We start from the raw sequence: 1,420 nt of genomic DNA, 5'->3' as shown, positions 1-1,420 counted from the left end.
GGTTGAAGAGCTGCACGACGGGAGCCTGCGCAAGCTGGTGCGTGGCTTGGCCGGCGTGGTCGGTAGCGTCGGCGAATGGATGAAGGCCAACCCCAAGCTGGCCAGCGCGCTGACGATGGGCGCCGCCGCCATCGCCGCATTGATCGCTGCATTCGGCGCCTTGACGCTGGCGATGGCCGCCGTACTCGGCCCGTTCGTAATGGTGCGCTTTGGCCTGTCCATGCTGGGGATCCAGGGCGGCAGTCTTATGGGAGTTCTATTCAACTTGGCCAAGGGCGGGTTTGGTCTGCTGGGCGGCGCCATCATGACGGTGGGCAAGCTGCTAATGGCCAATCCCATCGCGGTAGCGGTCTTGGCCATCGCGGGCGCCGCGTACCTCATCTACCAATACTGGGGGCCGATCAAGGCGTTTTTCTCCGGCCTGTGGGCGCAGGTAAGGGCCGCTTTCGACGCTACCATGCAGTGGCTGCGCACGACGTTGGCCGCCCTGAATCCGATTCCGATTCTGTCTGTGGCCTGGAATGGCCTGGTTGCGTTCTTCTCGGGCCTATGGGCGCAGGTAACGGCCGCTGCCGACGCGACCATGCAATGGCTGCGCACGACGTTGGCCGCCCTAAATCCGATTCCGATTCTGTCTGTGGCCTGGAATGGCCTGGTTACGTTCTTCTCAGGCATTTGGGAGTCCGTCAAGACCGCATTCAATGGCGGCCTGGCCGGTATCGGCACTCTCTTGGTGAACTGGTCTCCGTTGGGTCTGCTGTACCAGGCCATCACAGGCGCATTGGGCACACTTGGCATTGAGCTGCCTGGGAGCTTTACGCAATTCGGCTCCATGCTGATTCAAGGTCTCATCAACGGCATCACCAGCATGGGCGGCGCGCTCAAGGAATCCATCTCCAACATCGGTAGTGGAATCGTAGGCTGGTTCAAGGAAAAGCTTGGCATCCGTTCGCCTAGCCGTGTCTTCGCCGAAATGGGCGGGTTTGTATCTGAAGGCGCCGCCGTGGGCATTGAAGACCGTCAGCCAGCCGCCGTAAAGGCCGCCCAGGCGCTCGCAGCGTCCGTAGCTATCGGTGGCGCCATGGCGCCCGCTGCGGCCGCCCTAGCGCCTTCTGCCGCGCTCCTGTCGCCGTCCGCAGTTATGGCAGATGAGGGCAGCGCGCTGGCCAGGATCGACAACCGCCCGGCCATGGCATCCGCGGCCGCTGGCGCCCGTCCCGTCACCATCCAGGGCGACACCATCACCATCCAAATCAACCGCGCCGGCGCGAACCAGAACGTCATCGCGCGAGCCGTTGAGGATGCCCTGCGCCGCCGCGACAGCGACAAAGCTGCGCGCTTGCGCTCTTCGTACAGCGACAACGACTAGGAGACCGCCACCATGATGCTGGCAGTCGGTATGTTCATCTTTGGCCTTCCA

General features: G+C 63.2%; 1 protein-coding gene. It reads left to right on the top strand.

Features of this window, described 5'->3' with window-relative positions; translation table 11 throughout:
- Positions 1–46 precede the first annotated feature (46 nt).
- On the top strand, positions 47–1,369 hold the full coding sequence (locus KVT32_RS27755; protein WP_217619156.1) for a hypothetical protein: 1,323 nt from the start codon (positions 47–49) through the stop codon (positions 1,367–1,369).
- Positions 1,370–1,420: the final 51 nt, after the last annotated feature.

It is taken from the genome of Achromobacter sp. GbtcB20 (assembly GCF_019091095.1).
GTDB lineage: Bacteria > Pseudomonadota > Gammaproteobacteria > Burkholderiales > Burkholderiaceae_B > Achromobacter > Achromobacter mucicolens.
This window is presented reverse-complemented; position numbering and strand designations above follow the sequence as displayed.